Consider the following 25,223-nt stretch of genomic DNA (forward strand, 5'->3'; position numbering starts at 1 on the left):
AATTACACTCCCGCTCTTTTGCGATAACGTTTATCAAGCGCAGCCAATAAACCACCAGCCATCATCATCAATCCACCCAGCCAAATCCAGCGCACAAAAGACTTAACGTACACACGTACTCCCCAAGCAGAATCATCAAGCCTTTCTCCTAGGGAAACATACAAATCACGAGTAAATCCCGCATCCAAAGCCGCTTCAGTCATGACTTGTTGACGAGTTGAAAAAAAACGTTTTTCTGGGTGAAGCACCGCAACCGCCTTTCCAGCCTTGTACGCCGTAAACTGCCCCTTGCTAGCAATGTAATTGGGGCCTTTGACTTGTTCCATCTGATCAAACTGAAATTCGTAGCCGGCCACTGTGGCTTTATCACCTGGTGACAGTCGCAGCATAGACTCTTCACTGTTTACGCTAACCAACACAATACCAACTAAGGTAACCACCATGCCTAAATGCGCTAACAGCATCCCATAATAGTTTCGGGGTAACTGTCGCGCCCGAGGTATGATGCCTTTTGTTCCTGCAGAAACCTTGCTAAACCAATCATAGAAAGATAAAAACACCACCCAAAAAGCCACCAGCAAACTTAGCCAAGCAGCGAAACCAAACGCGAAGCAATAAACAATCAAAGCAGCAAGCAAAGCCGCCAAAACAGCAGAAATTGAACACACTCTAAAAAACACACGAAATGGCGTTTTATGCCACTTAGACAAAGGGCCAATCGCCATAAAGACCATGAGTAAAAGTGCTATTGGCGTAAAAACACTATTAAAATACGGAGCCCCAACAGAAATTTTCCCAAGACCAAAGACATCAAATATCAAAGGGTACAAAGTGCCTAATAAGACAGTTAACGTTAATACCGTCAAAAGAATATTATTCAGCAACAACCATGCTTCTCGACCCGTTGCGCCAAAAGACACGCTGGATCGAACTTCTACAGCGCGAATGGCATACAACAGCAAACTGCCACCAACCAGTAACAGCAACAAAGCGAGAATAAAAATCCCTCTCGTGGGATCGGCTGCAAACGAATGCACAGACGTAAGCACACCAGAACGAACTAAAAAGGCCCCAAGCAAAGATAGGCTAAAAGTAAAAATAGCCAACAAAACAGTCCAGCTCTTAAATACACCGCGTTTTTCAGTAACCGCCAGAGAGTGCAATAACGCCGTTCCAGCTAACCAAGGCATAAAAGAGGCATTCTCCACTGGGTCCCAAAACCACCAGCCGCCCCAACCTAACTCGTAGTACGCCCACCAACTGCCTAATGTAATGCCCAGTGTCAGGAATGCCCATGAAGCGGCCGTCCAAGGCCTTGCCCAGCGAGCCCAAGATGCATTTAAGTTGCCGGTAATCAAAGCCGCAACCGCAAAAGCAAACGCCACAGAAAAGCCAACATAGCCCATATACAACACAGGTGGGTGAACAATCAGACCAAAGTCCTGCAAAAGTGGGTTTAGATCACCGCCATCCGCTGGTACATCCGGCAATAATCGAGCGAAAGGAGATGACGTAAAAAGTAGAAATGATAAAAAGCCAACACAGACTAGGCCTAAAACGGCCAAAACAATGGGTCCAACGTCTTCAGGCAAGGTTCTAATTTTTAATGCAACAGCAGAACACCATCCAGCTAAAATCAGTACCCACAATAATAATGAGCCCTCATGGCCGCCCCACAAAGCGCTAAATTTATACCAAACAGGTAGCTGACTATTTGAGTTCTGAGCAACATACAAGACAGAAAAATCATCGGTTAAAAACGACAGACTTAATGTAACAAAGCTAACCAAAACTAAAGCAGACATGATAAACGTCAGTGGTTGCGCCGCCCTCAACAAGACTCGATTGCCTTTCCAATATCCAATCAAAGGCACAGCAGCCAGTGATAAGGCAAAAAATAACGACAGTATCAGTGAAAACTGACCAATTTCAGGAAACATAAACAACCTAGATTAATAAGTAAGTGTCGCGGACTCTGCGCTCACACTGTTCGAACTTTGAGTATTTTTCAATGCTTCAGTGATTTCCAGTGGCATGTATTTCTCATCGTGTTTCGCCAAAACTTCCGTCGCTACAAAAACGCCCTCTTCATTTAGCCTTCCCAGTGCCACAATACCCTGACCCTCTCGAAATAAATCCGGCAGTATGCCGCGGTATTCTATGGTTACCTTATGCTGGAAATCGGTCACATCGAAGGCAACAGCCAAAGTATCAGGGTTGCGCTTTACGCTCCCTTTCACCACCATGCCACCAGCACGAATGTTCGCGTTTTGTGGAGCCTCTCCCATAGCAATTTGGGACGGAGAGAAAAACAAATTAATATTTTGCTGCAAGGCATACATTACCAAGCCCACTGCGGCACCGAGTAGCAATACAATGGCAGTGATCGTGAGTAAGCGTCTCTTTCTTATAGGATGCATTAGCGGTTTTGTTCTCTTAAAAAGCGTTTTCTTAATTTGTTTATTGTTCTTCTTCGAGCGGACAAAGTATTCCAAACTAACCAAGTTAATGCCAATACACTAACGCCATAAGCAGACCATACATAAATACCGTGTTTTCCCATCAGCAAAAAAGCGGACAAACTATCAAAGGCCATGTTTCATTACCTCTTGTTTCACCCAACTTGCCCTGTGCTCACTACTTAATATCTCAGACTGCATTCTCCAAAGAACCACCGCCGCTACAAAACAGTACAAGCCAATGACGGCGAAAAGCAATGGCAACCACATTTCAACAGGCATCTCCGGCTTTTTGGTAATCGAAAATGTTGGCCCTTGATGTAGGGTTTCTAGTAGTACCACTGAATACTTAATAATGGGGAGATTAATTACCCCCAAAACACTGACTATCGCTGCGGCCTTATTCGCTAACACTTGATCGTCCAAGGCATTTTGCAAAGCAATTATCCCCATGTAGAGAAAGAACAACACCAACACAGACGTCAACCTAGCATCCCATACCCACCAAGTCCCCCATGTAGGTTTGCCCCAAATTGCGCCAGAGACCAAAGCCATTAACGCCATAACAGCACCAACAGGCGCCATTGCTTTTATAAAGATGGGGGCCATTTTCATTTGCCAAACAAGAAAAACAAAACCAGCCACTCCCAAAGCGAGATAACAAGTTTGCGCCAACATGGCGACAGGAACATGTATATAAATAATGCGAAAGCTATTGCCTTGCTGGTAATCGGCAGGCGCAAAAGCAAGCCCCCATACAAGTCCGATAACAAGACACACACAACCAAAACAGAACAAAGGCAAAGCCCACGATTTAGACCAAGCAAAAAACCATTTTGGCGATCCTAATTTATGAAACCATGTCCAGTTCATCTAACTTACACTCGCTTTCACTGCTATAGACGTCATAAAAGGTGATATCACCAAGGATAACAAAGACATCGCCAGTAACATTGCCAACAGTCCTGAATAAGGTAAACCCGATTGAGCAGCACTCACCGCCAAGGTCGAAAAAATTACTACAGGCAAATAAAGAGGTAATATTAATAACATCACTAACACCGCCCCCTGTTTTACAGAAATCGTCAACGCAGCGCCAATCACACCTATAAAAAACAAGCCCGGTGTCCCCAGCACAAACGTCATCATCAACACCCAAAATACCGAATCAGGGAGATACAGCATCTCACTCAACAAAGGCATAAGAATAAGCAAAGGCAACACCACAGCCAGCCAATGTAGGATGACCTTTAATATCATTAATAACGGCAAAGAAAGGCCGCTGACCACTAGCTGCTCCAAAGAACCGTCTTGATAATCCTCTTTGAATATACTCCCGATAGCCAACAATATGGCTAAAAGTGCCGCGCACCAAATGATGCCAGCCGCCGCAGGAGACAAAAATTCAGGTGAAGCATTAACTCCTAGTGGAAACAAAACAACCACTATTATGAAAAACAAGAGCGTATTCAAAATACTCTGCTTGCGGCGCCACAAGCCCAAGCTTTCCGCCATTAAGAAAGAGCCATATGTCATGATGTCAACGCCACATCACGAGAAGCAATAGACAATAAATCCTGATGTGTCGTTAACACGACGATCCCACCTGACAAAGTATGTGTATTAATACGCTCCTCTAATAGACCTACCCCTCTGGCATCCAAAGAAGCAAAGGGTTCGTCTAGTAACCAAAGGGGTTTATTCGTCAGCCATAGACGTGCCAAAGCCACACGACGTATTTGACCAGCAGACAACTTTTTCACCAGCTCGTCCATGTGATCAATAAGCTCCAGCTTTTCCAATACACCATGCAATGTTTTTAAAGGAGCATCTGGACAATACCAACGCAGGTTTTCCACTACAGTAAGAAGACGCTTCACACCAGTAGAGTGGCCAAGATAAATAGCATCACGTTGCAAAGGGCTTCTATTAAAGGTTACATCCTCACCCGAGTAGGATATTTTTCCTTCTAGAGGAGACAGTGTTCCCATTACCACTTTTAATACAGAGCTCTTTCCTGCTCCATTCTCTCCAAGTATTCGTACAACTTCACCGGACGTAACCTGAAAGGACAGATCTCTACATAGGTCTTTTTCACCGCGTTCAATCCATAGGTCTGAAATTGTCAAAGAAACAGAAGGTTGCAAAAGATTTATCCAATCCGGCCGATATAAAGGTCAAGGTTAACATTGTTTGGTGACACTGTTTAACTATACTCATTTGAGTTCGGGCATTATATGAGAATCGCTCCTAAAAACACAAAATAATCGGCTATCGATACTACAGGCAGATAACATGGTCTCTGACATTCAATCTTTGCTCAATGCATCATCAGGCAACAAGCAAACCAATGCTAGCAACACTCACAGCAAGTCATTGAATAATGTGGGAACAATTGCAAGATTAGGCAACGAGATGAAGCTTATTGAAAGTCTAAGTCTTATTAAGTTTCAAGGTAGTGAATTACTGAACTTTCAAGGCAAACCAGCTCAAATTTTACATGCTACAAGCGCACAACAACCCTTCACAATTATTAACACTGGCGCCCCAATAGATATAAGTGACATCAGAAACGCCCAGTTGGACAAAAGCACCCCACATCAAGCAACTCTAACCATCCCAGTTAGCAATACCACCAATAAATCAAGCAACATACCAGCTCCACAGCCCCAAAAAGTCAATAACCTAATACTTGCATCTCGTGTGATAAACTTAACGGTTACGTCTACCGCCCCCTCTTCTGAAAAAAGTACGAGTTCTCTTACAAATCCAGCGACAGCCCAAATAGGAGCTGGAACAAACCCAACTGGAATGACCCTAGCGAATAATAAATCGACACCTCAAACTGCCAGTACATCAACACCAGCTCCGATAACGAACCCCACCGCTAGCTTAAACCCATCATCTGTTGGGGTAAATCAAGAGCAAACAGCCAAACCCGCTCCTGTTTCCTTCACACCCAAACCTACTGAATTGACAAATGTCACGAATCAAACGACTTCTAAACTTGTAACAGTCACAGATGGACAATCAGAGTTTCCTATTATTTCCCAAACACCTTTAAAAAAAGGTGATGTGCTTCGAGTCATGGTAGACACCAATAACAAGATGCAAGTATTGCCAGCAAGGGCGAATACAGCACCACCATCAGCCCAAGTGGAAGCACTAAAGCAAAGTTTACCTAGACAATTATCGCTTGGGGATATGTCGCAACTCGTCAATCAGTTACAAAAATTAGGTGATAACACCTCTACTTTGCCACCTCAAACACAGCAGGCACTAAGACAACTCATACAAAACATTCCCACACTAGGAAGTTTGACCACATCTCCAGAGGCAATGAAACAAGCTATTCAAACTAGTGGTGTTTTTTCAGAGTCTTTATTGGCAAAAAATACCGTACAATTACCAGCTGATTTGAAACTAAACCTACATCGTTTAAAAGATATACAAGAAAATACTGGCACTTTACGCCTAGGAAGTATTCCAACAGAGCAGATCGCCAATGCGATTGAGCGCATAACAACAAGCCAGTTACGCCATTTCTCAGACTCTAATCAAGTTACTAACACCAATTACCCACTTCATATCGAGCTTCCCATAAAACATGGACAAACAACGAGCTTTGTAGGAATTGAAATAGATAAGGATGCCCACTCAGCGACAGAAGAGAATAAACAAGAAAGACGCTGGCTTGTAAAATTAAAATTTGATTTTGAAGAAACGGGTCGATTTGATGCTAGAGCCAGCATCCAAAGCAATAAAGTAGGAATACTCTTTGCCGCAGAGGATCCAGAAACCGTCCAAAAGCTGCAAAAAAACTTATCCACGCTGAAACAGCAACTGAGGGACAAAGATATTGAAGTAGAAAGGCTGGATGCTTTTCAATCCAAACTAGAGAAGGAAAAAACAAACCTTGATAAGAGTAAATCACTCATTGATGTGAGGACCTAATGCAAAAAGCCGTCGCACTAAAATATGATTACAGCGCAGCGCCAAAAGTAACGGCAAAAGGGAGTGGCTTGCTCGCAGAGAAAATTATGGCTGTTGCCAAAGAAAATGATGTCTTACTTCATCAAAGCCCTGAACTTGTCGAGATGCTCAGTACTTTAGAGTTAGGAGAAGAAATACCGGAGTCTTTATACCTTGCTGTGGCGGAAGTTATCGCTTTTGCTCATAAGATCAAAGATCATCAGTGGTAATCAGAGTTTCTGCGGGATTCTTGCTTTAATAAGTTAATTAATTCTGCTTCCGCACGGATAAGACCACATTTAGAAACTAGATCGTCAATCGTTGCGCCCATTTCTAAGAGCTCCATGGCACGATTATAAGAAACCCCACCTTCTTTAGAGAGAATTTCAGATTGCTTCTCTACAGCTAGGTTGAGCTTTTTCTCAATGGTTACAAGACGTCGCCCCATCCCGATAGAACCAGAGGCAAGCACTTGAACTTGTTTCTTCTGATTCAAAGCTACTTCATCTTGTTGAAGTTTAAGCCGCTTTAGTCGTTTCGATAAACGAAACGCCCAAGCTGAAACCACAATCAAAATCACAAACTGCAGCATCAAAAGAAGGTTAAATAACCATTGAGATTCCATCTAGTACAACTACCTTAATTACTTACAATGATCCTACTTCAGACCACTCATCTTCAGACAACAGTTTGTCTAAATCCACCAGAATCAGAAGAATATCATTTTTATGACAAACCCCCTGAATAAACTTAGAAGATTCGTCATTACCTACATTAGGTGACGCTTCAATTTCAGACTGGCGAAGGTAAACTACTTCAGAGACTGCGTCTACCAGAATACCAATAACATGGCCTTCAACTTCGAGAATCATGATACGAGTAGCATCGGTAATCTCGCCTGAGGGTAAACCAAAACGCTGGCAGGTATCGATAACGGTAACCACAGTACCACGTAAGTGGATAATACCTAAAACAAAAGTAGGTGCTCCAGGCACAGGAGCGATTTCAGAATAACGCAGCACTTCTTTTACTTGCATTACATTTACACCATAGATTTCATTCTCAAGGCGAAACGTAACCCATTGCAACATTGGATCTTCTGACTGGTTTGAAGCTTTTAAGGCGACACTAGTTCCCATTATCTTTCTCCCAAGACCACAAACTGATCTTTACAATTATTTAAGCGTATTTTTAAACCCATTTTGAGGGTCATCCAATAATTCAATGAAACCTTGTACATCCAGTATGGCACACATATGGTCAATTACCGTACCAGCCAACCAAGGGCGCTTACTTCTATCTGTTCGCCACTTCACTTGCGACGGCTGAAGCGTAATAGCTTCAGCAACACGTTCACAAGCCACCCCCCAATCAGAACGATCAAGTTGAATGACAAACTTAAAGTTTTCCTTCATGTCGCCTTTATAATGATTAGGCATTACCCAACGAGCAGTGTCTACAGTTCGAAGATTAAATTCACCGACGTTTGCGACTCCCATAAACCAGTCAGGCTGACCAAAAATAGCGGTTAATTTATCTTCTCCGCTTTGGTAAATACCCCCTAGCTCAACTAAGGGTACAGCCAGTTTTAGCCCCCCCACATAAAAAAGCAGACACTCAAATCGACCTACCGCCCAAGGCAAGGGATCTGTTTTCGCAATTTTTTTAACTGGCTCTGGCTCTGGCTCTGGCTCTGGCTCTGGCTCTGGCTCTGGCTCTGGCTCTGGCTCTGGCTCTGGCTCTGGCTCTGGCTCTGGCTCTGGCTGAACAATATTGTGCTCTTCGGAATTCGATGACAAGCCATCAATGTGAGCCGATATTGCTTCTTCAAATCCCTTAAATGAAGCGTCTAATGATGAAAGCTCTTCTTCACTATATTGAGAGTCTAAATCAGCAGACTCAGATTCGACCACATCTAATTCAACATCCGAAGATAACTCTTGTTCTTCTAAATTAGATTCATCCACATCTTCGGCTAATGGATCAGATGTCGCTTCTTGTAATAAGTCATCAAGATACCGTTGGACTGCAATCTGTGGTCCAATTAAAGCCTTCTCTTTACTCTTTGTATCTTTCATAAAATGCTACTATCCCGCTGGGTTCAGCAAAGAATCCATCAGACTTGCATAAGCCTTAATTCCCCGTGCACTCGGGTCCAACGCTGAAGGTGCAATACCTGCTGTACTGGCATCTCTTAACTTTGTATCAACTGGAATTACCGAATGCCATACCAACTCTTCATACGTATCTTTTAAGCTACGTAAGCTTTTATTAGAAGCCTGTGTACGGCGATCAAAAAGCGTTGGCACTATCAAAAATGGTACTGGTCGTTTTCTAGCCCTATTTATCATGGTCAGAGTACGAACCATTCTTTCTAGTCCTTTTATCGCTAAAAATTCAGTTTGTACAGGTATGACCAACTGCTGACAAGCTGCCAAAGCGTTTATCATCAATACGCCTAACACTGGAGGACTATCAATTAATACATAATCATAGTCATCCCACAAAATCGCTAACGTTTTAGAGATAACCAACCCCATACCACCCTGTGCTTGAGCATGGCGCTCAAGAGTAGCAAGCGCTGTCGAAGCAGGCATCAGAGATAAATTAGGATGACCTGTTTCTAGGATTAATGAAGCAGGCAAATCTTCTGGAATTTTACCCGTAACTTGAAAAAGACTGTATGCGCTTTTTTCGATGGAGTCTGGATCAAAGCGAAAGTAGCTGGTCAATGAACCATGCGGATCAAGATCAATCATTAATACTCGATGACCAGCATCAGCTAATAACCCTGCTAAAGATACTACTGTGGTCGTTTTACCCACGCCGCCTTTCTGATTCGCCACTGCCCAAATGTGCACTCCGATTCCCCTGATACCCAATGCTGTTATTTTGCTTACGAATTCCTTGCAATCATATACAGTAATACGCTACTGAAACAAGTAATCATAGAGATTATCAGCTTTACGCTTACTAATTCGTAAGATTACCCGACGATTTTGTTGACGAGCGTAGTCGTTTGTATTTCTTACTTTAGGATGTTCACTAGAAAAGCCTATTGGTGCAATCATTTTGGGGTCAACACCTCGGTATACCAATTCATCAACAACCGAAGAAGAACGTAAACTAGACAGGTGCCAATTAGATATTAAGCGCCTTGATTTTACTGGCAAGTTATCGGTATTCCCCTCGACCAATATAACTGAAGGATGTTTTTTTAGAATGTTAGCCACTAATATCAATAGAGCGACGGCTTCATTCGTTAATTCATATTCCCCTTGACCGAACAATAAACCAGACTTTAGCTCCAAACTCACCCAATCAGCCGACTCAGTAACAGATATCTGACCTTTTGCATGCAACCCAGAAAATTGATTTTCAATCACCTGACTCAGTAAAACATAAACAGCAGAAGACTTAGAGTCTTCAATAGTTGGAGAAGCCGTAGGAATCGGTTTTGTCTCGATTACTTCTTTGTCTTTTGGTTCACCTACAATTGGTTCACCAATATTAATCGGCTTAACGGATTTTTGAACAGCATCAAATACACCATGCAATGTCTCTTTTAAACGCTGTTCATCACCCGCATTTTTCAATGACAAAGAATAAAGAGCGACAAAGAAAGCGAATAATAATGTTATAAAGTCTGCATAAGACAATATCCAACGATCTCGACCTTGAGCGCCAGAAGGTGGTTTTTTCGCTATTATCCGCCGACGCTTTGGTGATTTTAATTGGGCATCACTCATAGGCATTAAGCTCTAACTCTAGCCTATATGGATGCTTACCTATTGCAATCCCACAAATACCATCAATCAATAATTGGTGGTAAAGCAGCTCTTTATCAACATAACCTGTTAATTTTTTCGCTATAGGAAAAATAACCAAATTTGCAAAGCCCTGACCGTATAATGTTGAAACAAAGGCTACAGCGATGCCATGCCCCAAAGCTTCTGGACTATCCAAATTTGCCATAGCTTGGATCAAGCCAAGTACAGATCCCATAATCCCTAACGTTGGAGCGTAACCACCAATAGACTCGATAAAGGATACACTTTTCATTCTCTTATCGTGAATACGAGCAGCGTCATCATGAAGTCGATCAGCTAGTAAATCGGGATCAGTACCATCAATAGCCATCTGCAAAGCGCGAGTAGAAAATCGGCTTCCTAGTACTTCAATGTCTGATTCAAGGGCAAGTAAGGAGAGCCTTCTAGCTTTATGGGCGAGATTATTTAAGGAAGCTCTCGCGGAGTTAAAATCATATACAGGTGGAAAAAGACTCCACTTAATTAGAGCAAGAGCACGAATGGCTTCTTGGATACTACTTTGAATTAACGTTGCGCCAATACTACCCACGATCACAATAATAGCTGAGGGTAAATTAAGGAGGAGAATAACTTCTCCTCCTCCTAACCAGTTTGCAAGAAATACAGAGCTAAACGCAATTAAAAGCCCAGCTAACGTGACAAAATCCACTAGCCAACCTCACGTGCAATACGCTCGCCAATATGGTCTAAATCAATAATATCATCCGCTAAATTTGCTTTTTCAACAGCCATAGGCATACCATAAATTACGCATGACTCCTCGCTTTGAATCCAAACCCTAGAGCCTGAACTCTTTAGCATACGAGCACCTTCACGACCATCAACCCCCATTCCAGTCATCACCACAGATAATACTTTACCTGGATAGCATTTAGATGCGGAACCAAACGTAACATCAACTGAAGGCTTATAGTTTAGACGCTCATCCCCATCTAATATACGAACACAGCCACCGTTACGTGGATCAATCATCATCTGCTTACCGCCAGGTGCAAGCAAAGCCACACCAGCCTGAAGACGGTCACCATCTTTGGCCTCTTTGACAGTAATCTGACAAATGTTATTTAGTCGATCAGCAAATGCTCCAGTAAAAGCTGCTGGCATATGCTGCACCAACACTAAAGGGGCAGAAAAGTCCTTAGGCAGTTTACTCAAAACAGCTTGTAACGCCATAGGTCCACCTGTAGATGTGCCAATAGCAACAAGACTAACTCGTTTTCTAGCACGAGGAATAATTACCCCACGCTCAGTGACAATCGGCTTTGGAGCCACCCGTGGCGCAAGCGCTTCGACAGTCCGTCTGTCTCCAGCTAAACGAGTTCGAGCTACAGCTAAAACGCGATCAACAAGAGCTCTTTTCACTACAGCCGAATCACGAGATATATCCTCAAAATTCTTCGGCATGAAGTCAACAGCACCAGCCTCTAGTGCATCTAGAGTCACTTTAGCGCCTTCATGCGTTAATGAAGAAAACATCAGCACAGGTGTTGGCTTAAGCTTCATAATGTTAACTACAGCAGCGATACCATCTAATACTGGCATCTCATAATCCATAGTAACAACATCAGGCGACAAGGATTGAACCTTATCTATTGCCTCTCTTCCGTTATTTGCAGTACCAACAACGGTTAACCTAGGATCCGCTTCAAAAATTTCGACTAAGCGGCGTCGAAAAAAGCCAGAATCATCAACAACCAATACCTTAACAGGCATATTACATCCCCTAAATGAAAAACATATTACCTAGATGCATAACACTTGAGCATACTAGGAACATCCAGAATCAATGCAATACGACCATCACCAGTAATTGTCGCGCCAGCCATGCCTGCTGTACCTTGCAACATTTTACCTAATGGCTTGATAACAACTTCTTCTTGGCCCACTAACTGATCGACAACAAAGCCGACTTCACTCATTCCAACCTGAACAACAACAACATGTGCTTCTGCAGGCAGGTCATCAGGACTATTTCCTTTGATTAACCAACTCTTAAGATGGAATATTGGTAAAGTCTTTCCTCGAATAACCACAACCTGCTGCCCATCAACCACATTAGTTTTTTTCAAATTCAGGTGGAAAATTTCGTTTACACTTACCAACGGAAAAGCAAATGCTTGGTCAGATAATGTCACCATAAGGGTTGGCATAATCGCTAGGGTTAAAGGTACCTTGATAATGAATCGAGAGCCTTGCCCAAGAACAGACTTTATCTGTAAAGTACCATTTAGCTGTGAAATTTTCGTCTTAACAACGTCCATTCCAACACCACGACCAGACACATCAGTGATTTCCACCTTGGTTGAAAAGCCTGGTGCAAAAATCAAATTAAAGGCTTCTTCATCAGATAAACGCTCAGCAGCGTCCATATCCATTAAGCCCTTTTCAACCGCCTTTTTACGCAATACATCTGGGTCCATACCTGCTCCATCATCATCGATGGAAAGCAATATATGATCACCCTCTTGTTCTGCAGAAAGAACGACATGACCAACTCGTGGTTTACCTTTTGCCTCACGAACATCTGGCGCTTCAACACCATGGTCAACCGAGTTTCTCACTAAGTGGACAAGTGGATCAGCAAGAGCCTCAACAAGGTTTTTATCCAAATCTGTATCTTCACCACGAAGCTCTAAATTCACTTCTTTTTTCAGGTTTCGCGCTAGATCACGTACCACCCTAGGGAACTTACCGAATACTTTTTTGATCGGTTGCATTCGGGTTTTCATCACAGCATTCTGCAAATCCCCTGTAACCACATCAAGATTGGATACAGCCTTCCCCATAGACTCATCTTCACTTTGAAGACCTAAACGAACAAGGCGGTTTCTAACTAATACAAGCTCCCCTACCATGTTCATGATGTCATCCAAACGTTTGGTATCAACTCGCACTGTTGCTTCTTGCGTAACAGGAGTATTAGTCGATGCTTTATCTTTTTTGGTATGACTAGCTTCAGCGTTAGCCAGCTTACTAGGTTTAGGCGTTTCTGGAGCTTTCGCTTTTGCCGCGGCAATTTTAGGTTCTGCTTTAGGTGTAGCTGAGTTTGTTGCTTCCGAGCTTGTCTTTGAAGTACTAGAAGGACCACCACCCTGTGCTTGAAGACTGTCCAATAGAGATTCAAATTCATCTTCTGTTATCAAGTCTGACTCTGCACCAGCGGACTGACTTTCTACTTTACTATCAGCGCTATCGGTCGCTTCTTTGTCCTTGCTTGTTGGCGCTTTAGATTCACCATGAAGCTTATCAAGCAACTCTTCAAACTCATCTTCCGTTATGTCATCTGAAGCTTCAGAATCGGTTGCCCCGTCATCAATTCCAGGTGCACCAGCACCATGTAACTGATCCAGTAAAGCATCAAACTCATCTTCCGTGATTTCATCATCTGTTTTTTCTTCAGAAGCGCTTTGATTTTCCACGACAGTTTCTTTATCGCTAGAATCATCACCTAAAGCATCTAAAAGAGATTCGAATTCATCATCAGAAATATCTACAGAATCATCACCCTCAGATAAAGAATCCTGAGTAGTACCTTGCTCTTCTTTACTAGATTCTTCGACTTCTTCGGTGTCCTCAATGACTTCTTCACTAGCTCCCTGAAGCTCTTCAGCTGTGGGCGGCTTAGCATATGAAGCAAGAGCAGCAATCAACTCAGGAGAAGCTGGTTCAGGCTCACCACCAGACCGGACCGTATCAAACATTTCATTTACAGCATCAAGAGCTTGTAAAACGATATCCATTAAATCGGAATCTATTTTACGCTGACCGTTCCTTAAAATATCAAAAACGTTTTCAGCATAATGGCAACAATCAACTAATGCTGTTAATTGGAGAAAACCAGCCCCACCCTTTACTGTATGGAACCCACGAAAGATTGCATTAAGCAAAGGCTTATCATCTGGATTTTGCTCTAAATCTACCAATTGTTCAGAAAGCTGCTCTAAAATTTCACCAGCTTCTACCAAAAAATCTTGTAGTATTTCTTCATCGACCTCGAAACTCATCCTCAGCTCCTTCTAGAAACCAAGACTTGATAGCAAGTCGTCTACTTCGTCTTGACTATTCAGTACTTCAGGGTTGTTTTGTTTATTAATAGCTGGGCCATGTCCACGAGTGTCATCGTGTTCAGACTCTTTCTCTTGGTGTTCAATTCCTGAGATACTATCAACGCGTCCAGCAACAGCAACAAGATGCACAAGTTTTTCTTCTACATCTCGAATTAAATCATTCACTCTAGCGATCACTTGACCTGTAAGGTCTTGGTACCCTTGCTCTAGAAGAATTGTGTTGAGGTTTGAATGCAAGGTGGTAGCGCTGTCATCGGCATATGCCAAGAAGACATCAATACGTTTATATAAGTCTCGAAACTCTTGTGGTGTTAAATCCCTCTGAATTAAGCGGCTCCAATCTTTTCTTAGCTCTCTTGCTTGGCTTTGAAGTTCGCTAGCAACAGGTACGCTACCATCGACCATATCCATGGTTTTATTAGCAGCGGAGTTGGTCAACTCAATAACATAGGTCAGTCGATCTGAGGCATCCGTTATTTTAGTATTACCAAGTGCTTCTTGGTTTTCATCTGCTACCAAATCAAGCGAGTCAATTTGAAAATCACGAATGGCATCATGAAGACTTCTTGTTAAATTACCAACTTCTTTATAAAAGCTATTATGTCTGGCTTCACTAAGTTCCTGTATAATTTTTATTGCTCCACTAAAGTCACCGACTTCAATGTGATTCAAAAGATCTACAGCACCATCCTTCACTAGGGTTTCAAACTCCCCTAAGTCAGATCCAAGTTTCTTTGACATTAAAAGCCCCTATTTAGCAGCATCTATACGTTCAAATATTTTCTCAATTTTTTCTTTGAGAGCCACTGCAGTAAAAGGTTTTACAACATAACCATTTACACCAGCTTGAGCTGCTGCAATAATTTGATCTCGTTTTGCTTCAGCAGTAACCATTAAAACTGGAATGCTTTTCAGTTTATCATCGGCACGAACAGCACGTAGAAGTTCTATCCCTGTCATACCTGGCATATTCCAATCCGTCACGAGAAAATCGATTGTTCCAGCTTGCAGTATCGGCAATGCTGTTGTTCCATCATCCGCTTCAACTGTATTGGTAAATCCCAAATCCCGTAATAGGTTTTTAATGATTCGTCTCATTGTCGAGAAATCATCAACAATCAGGATCTTCATGTTTTTATCCAATGCAACCTCCACACCCCAAAGGTATTGTTCCACAACTCATAATTAATCTCGCCAATCACTTAACCGAGCTCGTAATCGCATAGCCGCTTGACTATGTATTTGACTGACTCTTGATTCACTAACACCTAAAACAGCGCCAATCTCTTTCAAGTTTAGTTCTTCATTATAATAAAGAGATAAAACTAACTTTTCTCTTTCAGGTAGATTATCAATTTCACTTGCTAATTGACTTTGGAAACCACCCTCTTCCACTAAAGAATATGGTGCATTTCCAGTTTCTGATTCAACACTATCTAGATTATTTGTATCAGAATCTAACATTTCTTCATAGCTAAATAACTGTGTCGACATAGATGAATGTATCATTTCATGATATTCATCCATGCTTATATTCATATGCGATGCAACTTCCATATCAGACACTTCACGGCCCAACGTTGACTCTAATTCTTTAATTGCGTTAGCAACTGCCCGCCCATTTCGCCGAACTGACCTTGGAGCCCAATCTGTTTTTCGCACTTCATCCATAATAGAACCACGAATACGAATTCCGGCATAAGTTTCAAAGCTCGCACCTTTGGTTGATTCAAAGCGTTTGAATGCTTCGATTAGTCCCATCATGCCAGCTTGAATTAAATCATCTACATCAACACTATCAGGCAAACGCGCCAATAGGTGGTAAGCAATTTTTTTTACCAAATACCCATATTGTTCAACTATCGCATCAATTGATGGCGTCGCTTTTTTAGAGTATGTGCTGTATCCGTTTTTGGTCTGCATAAAATATTCTAAGCAACTTTTACTATTTAAGTTAGCTACGCAAACTAACTGTACTACATAGTTTCGCGTAACGCTTTCAGTAATAACATAATTTTACTAACTACCATACTTTAGTGACCCATAAAGTTGACTGTAGTGCTCAGCAGTATATACAGCTCTACTAATCAAGTTATGTGCCCGAGCAGGTTCGATGTCATCAGGAATTCGCTGACCGTCCGCAATATATACAACAGGTAAGCCTTCTTCAATAACTACACTAATCGCTTCACCAAGTGAAGCCGATTCATCTAATTTACTTAAAACACAACCATCTAATTGAATTTGAGAGTAAACATCGACAACTGTTTTTAATACTTGTCTTTGACTTGTACAGGGTAAAACTAATAATTTTTTAAGGCTTGCTCGAGCTCGCTTCATCATTAGCAATTGTCTTTCAAGATTTGAATCTCGAGGATTCATACCAGCAGTATCTACTAATACCAATGAGTAGTGACTATATTTAGCTAAAACTTCGTTTAAATCTGAATATTCATCAACCACTTCTACAGGCACATTTAAAATACGTCCGAATGTTCTTAACTGCTCATGAGCGGCAATACGATAAGTATCAGTGGTTATTAAAACCACACCGTCAGGGCCATGCTTTAATACATGCTGCGCAGCTATTTTACCTATACTTGTTGTCTTACCAACACCAGTAGGCCCCATAAAAGCAATACAGCCTTTAAGTTCCGAAGAACTAGAACGCACAGGGATATAGTCAGCTAAATGGGCAAGCAAGCGATTCCAATCATCCTCACGCCCCTTCAAATCAATATCATCGATTAGTCTAGAAATAACAAACTCTGATAACCCTAGCCCTTTTAACTTCTCACGAGCGCGCACTTCAACTGGGTTATCTTTAGAGTCTAATCGACTATTGTTCTTTTGATTCTGTTGCTCAAGCAGAGCTCGAACACTCTGAAGCTCAAGCTCCATATCTTTTAACTGCTGAGCACTTTCGTTATTACGAATAGACAAAGCTTCTTCAACAGCGGGATCATCTCTATCTGTTGCTAAAGGTGGCATTTCAAACTGTGGACGGGGGCGACTTTGCGGTGTCGATAACGGCTGAGCAGGACTTTTTTTCGCTTGTTCTATACGCTCTAGATATTCACTACTTGGATCTGCATTAGGCTCTGAGCGGGGCTTAGAAGCACGTTTTGATGTCATACTAGAAGGCAAAGATCCATCATAATCCAAAGCGGCGACAATCTCTATTTCACCAGTAGGCAGGCGCTGATTTGACAAAATGACCGCATCAGGGCCTACGGCATCGCGAACCTTCCGTATCGCTTGCCGCATGTCAGGTGCTCGAAACCGCCTAATTTGCATGAATAACGTTATCCTTCAAGTTTATTTTTCTTACAAATCCATAGCTTACCCGAAAGATTCTAATAAATATAGACGCAATCCATCTAGTTAATAGTTAGTTTTTATTGACCAATAACACCAACTACTGTTATTCGCTTATGATCTGGAACTTCTTGATAAGAAAGCACCGACATATTCACCATTCCATATCGCATAAAGCGGGCCAACATAGGACGTATCGGCGCAGAAACAATTAGAATTGGCGTATTCCCCATCGCCTCCTGCTGTTCAGCAGATTGACGTAGAGAGGATTGCAGTTGCTCTGCCATTTGAGGCTCCAATATAAGCGCCTCTTCATTCTTAATACCAGATTGCTGACTCTGCTGAACCGTTTGCATCAACATTTTCTCAAGCTGCGGATCCAAAGTGAGAACTGGAATTTCCTCAACCCCGTCAGCCAGTGTTTGAATAATTAAACGCGATAATGACGTCCTCACTGCCGCGGTCAAAATCATAGGATCCTGAGTTTTCGGTTGCACTCCCATAATTGCCTCTGCAATAGTGCGCATATCTCTCAAAGGTACGCCTTCAATAAGTAAATTCTGCAACACTTTTAGTAACACGCTAAGAGGGACAGTGTTTGGAACCAACTCTTCTGCCAATTTAGGGTTGTATTGCTTCAATAAACTTAATAGCTGTTGAACTTCATCATGACCTATCAATTCATAAGCATGCTTATGCATAATCTGGTTAATATGCGTCGCCACAACAGTACTGACATCAACCACAGTATAACCATATGTTTGAGCCTGATCTCTCTTCTTAGGATCAATCCACACCGCATCTAAGCCAAATGAAGGATCTTTCCCCGCAATACCATCAATAGAACCAAAAACCTGACCAGGATCAATCGCGAGATCCTTATCTGGATGCACTTCAGCCTCTGCCAGGCTAACCCCCATAAGAGTCACTCGATAGGCATTTGGCATTAAATCCAAGTTATCTCGAATATGCACACTCGGCACCAAAAAACCAAGGTCTTGTGATAACTTTCGTCGCACCCCTTTAATTCTGGCCAATAACTCGCCACCTTGGGTTTTATCTACTAAAGGAATTAAGCGATAACCAACCTCTAAACCAAGCATATCAACCGGTGCGACATCATCCCAACTAAGATCTTTCACCTCAGCTGGCACTTGAGTATCAGATGAACTCTTGCTGGAGCTTTTACCACTTTCTTTGGCCTTTTTCTTCTTGCTGTATTCAAGAAAGTAAGCAAGACCACCTAAACAAGCAGCCAAAGACAAGAAAGAAAAATGCGGCATACCAGGGACAACACCCATGATCGTCATTACGCCCGCCGCCACATATAAAGCCTTAGACGAGCCAAACATTTGACGAACAACTTGGGACCCCATATCCCCCGTTTCATTTACACGGGTTACCATGATTGCCGCAGCCGTGGAAAGCATTAAAGAAGGCAACTGAGCTACTAAACCATCACCGATAGTCAGCAACGAATACTTTTCTATAGCTTCGGTGAAAGAGAGACCATGCTGAGCCATACCGATTGATAAGCCACCAATGATATTAATCCCCAGAATCAACAAACCCGCAATAGCATCCCCTTTCACGAATTTGGATGCACCATCCATAGAGCCATAAAACTCAGCTTCTGAAGCAATTTCAGTACGGCGAGTCTTAGCCTGTTCAGAGTCAATCATTCCCGCATTCAGATCTGCATCAATGGCCATCTGCTTACCTGGCATAGCATCAAGGGTAAAACGTGCACTTACTTCAGAGATACGACCGGCCCCTTTGGTCACAACAGCAAAGTTGATAATCATCAAAATGGCAAAGACGACAAAACCTACAACGTAATTACCGCCAATTACGACTTCACCAAAGGCCTGAATCACCTTACCGGCCGCATCTCCACCCTCATGACCTTTTAACAACACCACGCGGGTTGATGCAACATTAAGCGCCAACCGCATTAAAGTAGAAACAAGAAGTACTGTGGGGAAGACAGCAAAATCTAAAGGTCGCATGGAGTAGATAGCGACCAACAAAACGACAATAGCCAATGCAATATTAAAGGTAAAAAGTACATCCAACAGAAATGCAGGAATAGGTAAAATCATCATCGCCAAAAGCGACAGCAGTAAAATAGGGATACCTAGATTTCCACTAAATATCCCCTGAACCTGCCCTGTAATCCGGCTGCGATCAAAGTTCACGCGGCATCCCTATTAGAAAGCTAGAAATCATAATTAATTACCATCCCATTGAAACTCATCAGGAACATCCAAATTTGGCATAACTTCTGGATGTGGCGCTCCCGTCCTGGCATTTCGTAATTGGTATACATACGCCAATAATTGAGCCACAACTTTAAATAAACCTTGTGGTATTTCATCTCCAATCTCTGTGTGATGATATATTGCCCTCGTTAATGCGGGCGATTGTATCACAGGGATATCATAGTGATTGCCAACTTCGCGAATTTTCAATGCAATAAAATCCCCACCTTTAGCCAACATAATAGGGGCTGTGCCGCCAGTTTGATCGTATTTTAAGGCCACAGAAAAATGTGTCGGGTTTGTGATAATAACATCAGCATTAGGGACATCAGACATCATACGATTCATCGCCGCCTGCCGCTGTAATTGACGAATTCGCCCCCGGACCAAAGGGTCACCTTCCTGCTGCTTAAACTCATCTTTTACTTCTTGTTTAGTCATTTTAAGCTTTTCTTTATGCGACCAAACTTGAAAAGGAACATCCACAGCCGCAATAAAAGCCAAAGCAAGCGTCACAAAGACAAAAGACCAAATAACAATATCAATACCATGAGAAATCGCCAGTTCAATGGTTTGAAAGGTCAAACCTAGCGTTTCAGGCAAAAAATGATTCAACACTAAGACAGCAATTAAACCAACAAGTGACACTTTGGCAATAGACTTAAGTAATTCCACCAACGACTGAACAGAAAACATACGTTTCAGTCCCGTCAAAGGATTCATCTTACTGAGTTTTGGGGTTAAAGGCTCCCAGGAAAAATTCAAACCGCCAAGGGCAATACTACCCACAATACCCGCAGCAGCTAAAACAGACATTAGTACAACCATAGAGTCCATCATGGTTACCACTGACTGATAAAGATGAAAAATCATACGACTTAGGTCAAACAAGTCCTCTCTTTCAATCAAGAAATTAAAATCAAACAGAACGGCTAAATCACGAACAAGAAGTGTTCCAGTACCATAAATAGTAACCGCAGCAACTATTAGCAATAATGCAGAACTTAGGTCCTTAGACCTAGGAAGATTACCTTTATTTCGAGCATCCTGAAGTTTCTTACTACTGGCATTTTCCGTCTTTTCACTACCATCTTCATTCTCAGCCATTTAAATGAATCCCCCAAGTCGTTTTCATCCAATCAATAATTTCCGCAAAGAACAGCGAATAAATATTCAAAAAATCATCCAACATAATCCAGAAGAAAAACAATGAAAATAGCATTATGATAGGAAAACCAAGAGCAAAAACGTTCAACTGTGGGGAGGCTTTTGCCACCACACCAAAAGACAAATTGATCACCAATACAGCAACAGCCAACGGCAACACAATCAATAACGCCTTTTCAAACATCCAACTACCCAACAATACCAACTGCCAATAGCGCTGACTATCAAAACCACTCCCAATAGGCCAGTAGTTAAAGCTCTCCGCCAGATACTCTATCATTACCAAATGGCCATTTGTCCCCAAAAAGGCTAATGCCACCATAGATAAATAATACTGACCAAGCGTTGCTACAGAAATACCATTGGCAGGGTCATTCGACATAGCAAAACCTAGTCCAGCTTTCATGGCTGCCAATTGCCCCGCCAATGAGAACAATTGAAAAAGAATGGTAACAACAAAACCTAAAACAAAACCAACAACCAACTGCTCTGCAATAAGAACAATATAAGCTGGAGAGATTGGATCATAACTTGGGATATTAATGACTGGCGTTACAATAACAGCAACAATAAAAGAAAATGCGATCCGAAGACGAGCACTAACAAGACGACTACCAAACAAAGGCAATGCCATAAAGAAAGCGCCGATACGGAAAAAAGGCAATAAAAAACTGATCGTTAACTTCAATAATTCGTCGGGGTTAAGCTCTAACATCAGCCTATTATCATAGGAATATTAACAAATAAGTTGGTGGTAAAGTCCATAAGCTTAGTCAATATCCAAGGCCCAAGCTGCATGATGACCAAAATAGTTACAATAAGCCTAGGCAAAAAAGACAAAGTTTGCTCATTAATTTGAGTGGCCGCCTGAAACACACTCACAATCAAACCGACCACTAAACTCGGCACCATCACAACACCTACGATCAAGACAATCAGATAAAAGCCCTGTCCGTATAAATCAAGCACCACTTGAGGGTTCATAACTAAATCCCGAAGCTCGCAGCCAAAGTACCCATAATCATCGACCAGCCATCAACCATGACAAACAGCATTATTTTGAAGGGCAAAGAAATAATAACCGGAGACAACATCATCATCCCCATTGCCATCAACACACTTGCCACCACCATATCTACGATCAAAAAAGGAATAAAAATCATAAAACCAATTTGAAAGGCAGTTTTAAGTTCACTGGTCACAAAAGCAGGCATCAAAATAGTAAATGGCAGAGTATCCATTGATTCGATGGCTCCCTCTTTACCAGCTAACTTAACAAATAATGCAATATCATCTTCCCTAGTTTGAGCCAGCATAAAATCTCTAACCGGAACCGATGCGGCCTCTACAGCTTGAATTGACGTCATTTCGTCTTTCAAATAAGGCTGTAACGCAACTTCATTCACTTTATCCAAGGTTGGCGTCATAATGAATAAGGTTAGAAAAAGAGCCATACCGATCATGATTTGATTCGATGGCGTTTGCTGTAAACCAATAGCTTGACGCAAAATAGCCAACACAACAATGATACGCGTGAAAGCCGTCATCATCATGAGAGCCGCTGGCAGTAACGTCAGCGCCGTCATGATAAATAGGATTTGCAACGAAACGCTGTAGTCTTGGCTACCGTCTGGATTGGTGACAACTTTTAACGCAGGCAATCCAACTTCAGCCCATGAAAAAGCAGGGAATATCAACAATAAAAACAGGACAAAACGAATCACTGTGCGTCCTTATTATTGTTCTTTTTACTGTCAGTATAATTCTCTCTATCAACCTCATCCATAACAGCAGCAAATGATTGATTTTTTGATGAAAAACTTCTCAGGTGACTTATAGAGTGGGCTGTAACACCGATTAACAAGCGCTCTCCTTCCACCTCAACCAGCATCAACTTTTCTTTCGCCCCCAAAGACTGAACATTAACAACCTTAATATCGGACTGACCTAGTTTCATCTGAGCAAACTGAAAACGCTTCATTAGCCATAAACACGCTGGAATGAAAGCAATAACAAATATTAAAGAAACAACCACTTTCCAAATAGAAGAAGCCGCAGAAAAATCTTCCATATCCGCGGCATGTAAGTATGGGACAGTCATGCCTAGCATAGCTGTCAAAATTAGAATAAGACGATTAAGAAAGGAAAGAATCAATTGCGCTACTTCAGTCGTCTAATACGCTCACTAGGACTTACAACATCCGTTAAACGTATGCCGTATTTATCATTCACTACAACCACCTCACCGTGCGCAATCAATGTACCATTAACCAATACATCAAGAGGCTCACCAGCAAACCGATCGAGCTCCACCACCGAACCTTGCGTTAATTGCATTAGATTTCGAATTGCAATTTCGGTATTGCCCAACTCCATAGAGAGGACAACAGGAATATCCATAATCAAGTCGAGATCGGAACCCACGCCGCCATTAGGCACAGAAGGATTGGAAAGTGTCTCTAACTTAACAGGCTCAACATTTTGCTCAGACATTGCCGACGCCCATTCATCTTCAACACTATCATCGCCTTCGGTTTCTCCAGCCTCACTCATTGCTGCAGCCCATTCGTCGGCTAAATCATCGTCCATACCTGCTGCATCTGGGTTTTGCTCTTCTGCCATGTTATTTCGTTACCTTAGGTTTAAAACTTTCTTCCATTTGCACTGAATAGCGTTCATCACTAACACCTAACTTACCTTTAAATGTTGGAACACCATTCGCTCTAACTGTGACAAACTCCGGCATCTCTATCGGAATGATATCACCTACTTTAAATTTTAATACATCACCCAATGAGATTTTTCGATTCGCTACATTAACAGACAAATTGACGCTGATATCTTTTACATCTTGTTCAAGAGATTTCCCCCAGCGATCGTCTTTTTCATCTACATCACTCTGTACACCAGCATCCAACAATTCTCTAACAGGCTCAATCATAGAGTAAGGTAGAGTAATATGAAGCTCACCGCCACCGCCATCAAGCTCGATGTGAAATGTTGATACAACCACCACCTCGCTAGGACTAACGATATTCGCCATCGCAGGATTCACTTCTGAACTTATATATTCTAACTCTAATTTCAGTACTGGTGCCCAAGCTTCAGTCAAATCAACAAATACTTGCTCTAACATCAATTGAACAATACGAATTTCAGTTGGAGTAAACTCACGACCTTCAATTTTTGCATGACGACCATCGCCACCAAAAAAATTATCCACCAATTTAAAAACGAGTTTTGCATCTAAAATAAAAAGAGCGGTACTTCTCAATGGCCTAAATTTAACTAAATTCAGACTGGTAGGGACATATAAAGTATGAACGTACTCTCCAAACTTCATGACCTGAAGCCCTCCCGATGAAACATCGGCCGTTCTTCGGAGCATGTTAAACAAACTAATACGAGTATAACGCGCAAATCGTTCGTTTATCATTTCCAAGGTGGGCATACGCCCACGCACAATTCTTTCTTGACTAGTAATGTCATAAGATGCCACTCCATTGGCATCTCGATTATCCTCTTCTTCAGGCTTTTCGTCTGCGCCATGTAATAACGCGTCGATCTCGTCTTGGGATAATAAATCTTGAGCTGACATAAAATTATTGCATCACAAAATTAGTGAATAACACGGCATCGATACCGCCCTGACCAGTTTCTTGCTCAAGAATGCCATTGATTGCATCAAGAGCTGCCATTTTTAAATTCTCTTTCCCTTCTGTAGTCTGCAAGTCCGTAAATGACTGACTAGAAAACAACAAAACAAGACTATTACGAATTAATGGCATATGAGTAGTTACAGCATCAATTTGCTCTTCACTTTTTGACTTGACCGTCAAACCTAGCTGCACATAGCGCTGCCGGCCATCAACCATAAAATCAATCGTAAAAGCAGGATCTAAAGCAAGATAAATAGAAGGCGCATTAGCTATAGCCGCTTCAGATGACTCTGCAGAACCACTACCACCAGAGCCACTAAAAAAGAAAAAATAAGCGCCAGCACCGCCCCCGCCTAATAAAACTAAAGCAAGAACAACAATAATAATAAGTTTTTTCTTCCCGCCAGACTTTGCGTCTTCGGCACCAACATCTAAACCTTCTTCTTCAGCCATATTTCACAAACCTTAGTATTAATTCTTTCAACTAAAC

29 protein-coding genes are annotated in these 25,223 nt (G+C 42.0%); 2 read left to right on the top strand and 27 right to left on the bottom strand.

Going from position 1 to position 25,223, the window contains the following annotated elements:
- Positions 1-2: 2 nt before the first annotated feature.
- From C0J08_RS16030 to ccmA, 6 genes are read right to left on the bottom strand one after another with little or no spacing between them, the layout of a single operon-like run.
- Positions 3-1,940 (bottom strand): heme lyase CcmF/NrfE family subunit, encoded by a 1,938-nt coding sequence (locus tag C0J08_RS16030; protein ID WP_212652925.1) that lies wholly within the window; start codon positions 1,938-1,940, stop codon positions 3-5.
- A gap of 12 nt (positions 1,941-1,952) precedes the next feature.
- Positions 1,953-2,420 carry a cytochrome c maturation protein CcmE gene (gene ccmE / locus C0J08_RS16035; RefSeq protein WP_212652926.1) on the bottom strand — a complete coding sequence of 156 codons (468 nt, stop codon included), beginning with the start codon at positions 2,418-2,420 and terminating at the stop codon, positions 1,953-1,955.
- Entirely contained in the window at positions 2,420-2,596 is a 177-nt protein-coding gene (gene ccmD, locus C0J08_RS16040) for a heme exporter protein CcmD (protein ID WP_212652927.1), read from the bottom strand. The genes ccmE and ccmD overlap by 1 nt, the downstream gene beginning before the upstream one ends.
- Positions 2,586-3,332, bottom strand: coding sequence for a heme ABC transporter permease (locus C0J08_RS16045; protein WP_212652928.1), 747 nt, complete (start codon positions 3,330-3,332; stop codon positions 2,586-2,588). Before C0J08_RS16045 ends, ccmD begins: the two co-directional genes overlap by 11 nt.
- On the bottom strand, positions 3,333-3,995 hold the full coding sequence (ccmB, locus tag C0J08_RS16050; RefSeq protein ID WP_249344340.1) for a heme exporter protein CcmB: 663 nt from the start codon (positions 3,993-3,995) through the stop codon (positions 3,333-3,335).
- Positions 3,992-4,606, bottom strand: coding sequence for a cytochrome c biogenesis heme-transporting ATPase CcmA (ccmA, locus tag C0J08_RS16055; protein ID WP_212652929.1), 615 nt, complete (start codon positions 4,604-4,606; stop codon positions 3,992-3,994). Before ccmA ends, ccmB begins: the two co-directional genes overlap by 4 nt.
- A gap of 148 nt (positions 4,607-4,754) precedes the next feature.
- On the opposite strand from ccmA, the gene fliK reads away from it, so the two are divergent.
- Both fliK and C0J08_RS16065 read left to right on the top strand, forming a co-directional pair.
- Positions 4,755-6,413: a flagellar hook-length control protein FliK gene (gene fliK / locus C0J08_RS16060; protein ID WP_212652930.1), complete on the top strand. Its 1,659-nt coding sequence runs from the start codon at positions 4,755-4,757 to the stop codon at positions 6,411-6,413.
- Positions 6,413-6,661 carry an EscU/YscU/HrcU family type III secretion system export apparatus switch protein gene (locus C0J08_RS16065; RefSeq protein ID WP_212652931.1) on the top strand — a complete coding sequence of 83 codons (249 nt, stop codon included), beginning with the start codon at positions 6,413-6,415 and terminating at the stop codon, positions 6,659-6,661. Before fliK ends, C0J08_RS16065 begins: the two co-directional genes overlap by 1 nt.
- Here C0J08_RS16065 and C0J08_RS16070 read toward each other — a convergent pair.
- From C0J08_RS16070 to C0J08_RS16170, 21 genes are all read right to left on the bottom strand, one after another.
- A complete protein-coding gene (locus tag C0J08_RS16070) occupies positions 6,652-7,056 on the bottom strand; it encodes a DUF2802 domain-containing protein (protein ID WP_212652932.1) in 405 nt (134 codons plus the stop codon). The genes C0J08_RS16065 and C0J08_RS16070 overlap by 10 nt on opposite strands.
- A 22-nt stretch (positions 7,057-7,078) precedes the next feature.
- Positions 7,079-7,570, bottom strand: a complete 492-nt coding sequence (locus C0J08_RS16075; RefSeq protein WP_212652933.1) for a chemotaxis protein CheW — start codon at positions 7,568-7,570, stop codon at positions 7,079-7,081.
- Between the two features lie 36 nt (positions 7,571-7,606).
- Complete coding sequence (locus tag C0J08_RS16080; RefSeq protein WP_212652934.1) at positions 7,607-8,509, bottom strand: chemotaxis protein CheW; 903 nt, start codon at positions 8,507-8,509, stop codon at positions 7,607-7,609.
- A 9-nt stretch (positions 8,510-8,518) separates the two neighbouring features.
- Positions 8,519-9,292 (bottom strand): ParA family protein, encoded by a 774-nt coding sequence (locus C0J08_RS16085; RefSeq protein WP_212652935.1) that lies wholly within the window; start codon positions 9,290-9,292, stop codon positions 8,519-8,521.
- A 69-nt stretch (positions 9,293-9,361) separates the two neighbouring features.
- Positions 9,362-10,180 (bottom strand): OmpA family protein, encoded by an 819-nt coding sequence (locus C0J08_RS16090; protein ID WP_212652936.1) that lies wholly within the window; start codon positions 10,178-10,180, stop codon positions 9,362-9,364.
- On the bottom strand, positions 10,173-10,910 hold the full coding sequence (locus C0J08_RS16095) for a flagellar motor protein (RefSeq protein WP_212652937.1): 738 nt from the start codon (positions 10,908-10,910) through the stop codon (positions 10,173-10,175). Before C0J08_RS16095 ends, C0J08_RS16090 begins: the two co-directional genes overlap by 8 nt.
- Positions 10,910-11,974 (bottom strand): protein-glutamate methylesterase/protein-glutamine glutaminase, encoded by a 1,065-nt coding sequence (locus C0J08_RS16100; protein WP_212652938.1) that lies wholly within the window; start codon positions 11,972-11,974, stop codon positions 10,910-10,912. The genes C0J08_RS16095 and C0J08_RS16100 overlap by 1 nt, the downstream gene beginning before the upstream one ends.
- A gap of 26 nt (positions 11,975-12,000) precedes the next feature.
- Positions 12,001-14,265: a chemotaxis protein CheA gene (locus C0J08_RS16105; RefSeq protein WP_212652939.1), complete on the bottom strand. Its 2,265-nt coding sequence runs from the start codon at positions 14,263-14,265 to the stop codon at positions 12,001-12,003.
- A gap of 12 nt (positions 14,266-14,277) precedes the next feature.
- A complete protein-coding gene (locus C0J08_RS16110) occupies positions 14,278-15,069 on the bottom strand; it encodes a protein phosphatase CheZ (RefSeq protein ID WP_212652940.1) in 792 nt (263 codons plus the stop codon).
- Positions 15,070-15,078: 9 nt separating this feature from the next.
- On the bottom strand, positions 15,079-15,459 hold the full coding sequence (locus C0J08_RS16115) for a chemotaxis response regulator CheY (RefSeq protein ID WP_206610596.1): 381 nt from the start codon (positions 15,457-15,459) through the stop codon (positions 15,079-15,081).
- 54 nt (positions 15,460-15,513) lie between these two features.
- Entirely contained in the window at positions 15,514-16,251 is a 738-nt protein-coding gene (locus C0J08_RS16120) for an RNA polymerase sigma factor FliA (protein ID WP_212652941.1), read from the bottom strand.
- A 96-nt stretch (positions 16,252-16,347) separates the two neighbouring features.
- Positions 16,348-17,625, bottom strand: a complete 1,278-nt coding sequence (gene flhF / locus C0J08_RS16125; protein ID WP_212652942.1) for a flagellar biosynthesis GTPase FlhF — start codon at positions 17,623-17,625, stop codon at positions 16,348-16,350.
- Positions 17,626-17,726: 101 nt separating this feature from the next.
- Complete coding sequence (gene flhA, locus C0J08_RS16130) at positions 17,727-19,844, bottom strand: flagellar biosynthesis protein FlhA (RefSeq protein ID WP_283247097.1); 2,118 nt, start codon at positions 19,842-19,844, stop codon at positions 17,727-17,729.
- 33 nt (positions 19,845-19,877) lie between these two features.
- The gene (flhB, locus tag C0J08_RS16135; protein WP_212652943.1) at positions 19,878-21,014 is read right to left on the bottom strand and encodes a flagellar biosynthesis protein FlhB; all 1,137 of its coding nucleotides are present in this window, start codon (positions 21,012-21,014) and stop codon (positions 19,878-19,880) included.
- On the bottom strand, positions 21,007-21,789 hold the full coding sequence (fliR, locus tag C0J08_RS16140; RefSeq protein ID WP_212652944.1) for a flagellar biosynthetic protein FliR: 783 nt from the start codon (positions 21,787-21,789) through the stop codon (positions 21,007-21,009). The genes flhB and fliR overlap by 8 nt, the downstream gene beginning before the upstream one ends.
- Complete coding sequence (fliQ, locus tag C0J08_RS16145; RefSeq protein WP_212652945.1) at positions 21,789-22,058, bottom strand: flagellar biosynthesis protein FliQ; 270 nt, start codon at positions 22,056-22,058, stop codon at positions 21,789-21,791. Before fliQ ends, fliR begins: the two co-directional genes overlap by 1 nt.
- Positions 22,059-22,060: 2 nt before the next feature.
- Positions 22,061-22,798, bottom strand: a complete 738-nt coding sequence (gene fliP, locus C0J08_RS16150) for a flagellar type III secretion system pore protein FliP (protein WP_212652946.1) — start codon at positions 22,796-22,798, stop codon at positions 22,061-22,063.
- Positions 22,795-23,145, bottom strand: coding sequence for a flagellar biosynthetic protein FliO (gene fliO, locus C0J08_RS16155; RefSeq protein ID WP_249344344.1), 351 nt, complete (start codon positions 23,143-23,145; stop codon positions 22,795-22,797). Before fliO ends, fliP begins: the two co-directional genes overlap by 4 nt.
- A gap of 89 nt (positions 23,146-23,234) precedes the next feature.
- On the bottom strand, positions 23,235-23,696 hold the full coding sequence (gene fliN, locus C0J08_RS16160) for a flagellar motor switch protein FliN (protein ID WP_249344346.1): 462 nt from the start codon (positions 23,694-23,696) through the stop codon (positions 23,235-23,237).
- A gap of 1 nt (position 23,697) precedes the next feature.
- The gene (fliM, locus tag C0J08_RS16165; protein ID WP_212652947.1) at positions 23,698-24,672 is read right to left on the bottom strand and encodes a flagellar motor switch protein FliM; all 975 of its coding nucleotides are present in this window, start codon (positions 24,670-24,672) and stop codon (positions 23,698-23,700) included.
- 4 nt (positions 24,673-24,676) lie between these two features.
- On the bottom strand, positions 24,677-25,186 hold the full coding sequence (locus tag C0J08_RS16170) for a flagellar basal body-associated FliL family protein (protein ID WP_212652948.1): 510 nt from the start codon (positions 25,184-25,186) through the stop codon (positions 24,677-24,679).
- Positions 25,187-25,223 lie beyond the last annotated feature (37 nt).

This window comes from Marinomonas sp. CT5 (genome assembly GCF_018336975.1).
Classification (GTDB): domain Bacteria; phylum Pseudomonadota; class Gammaproteobacteria; order Pseudomonadales; family Marinomonadaceae; genus Marinomonas.